This is a genomic window from Brevibacterium sp. SIMBA_078, from assembly GCF_046534565.1.
Classification (GTDB): domain Bacteria; phylum Actinomycetota; class Actinomycetes; order Actinomycetales; family Brevibacteriaceae; genus Brevibacterium.
In genome coordinates this window covers 1-242 of sequence record NZ_JAWRYQ010000507.1, presented here as the reverse complement: position 1 = coordinate 242, position 242 = coordinate 1, and the positions used below count along the sequence as shown (strand labels likewise).

At 35.1% G+C, this 242-nt stretch carries 1 protein-coding gene; it reads right to left on the bottom strand.

Features of this window, described 5'->3' with window-relative positions; genetic code table 11:
- Positions 1-242: hypothetical protein (locus tag SB749_RS20600; protein ID WP_410711952.1), on the bottom strand; the 242-nt coding region annotated here is incomplete at both ends.

Below are 242 nucleotides of genomic sequence, written 5' to 3'. Positions count from 1 at the left end.
ATTAGCAAAAGAAAACTTCTTGGACGGTGGTAACTTATCAGGTCTAATCCAACCGTCGAAAAAATGATGCTTAAATTCATTTTTCTTAGGCCAATATTGACGAGAGTTTTTATAGTCTAAAACTGAGTGCCAAACACGATCAAATAATACTGGAGAAATTATTGCAACATCAAGGTCAGAAGAATCTCCAAACTCTCTATATCTTTTATCTGGAGCAAGACTAAATCCTACTTTTGCAGAGC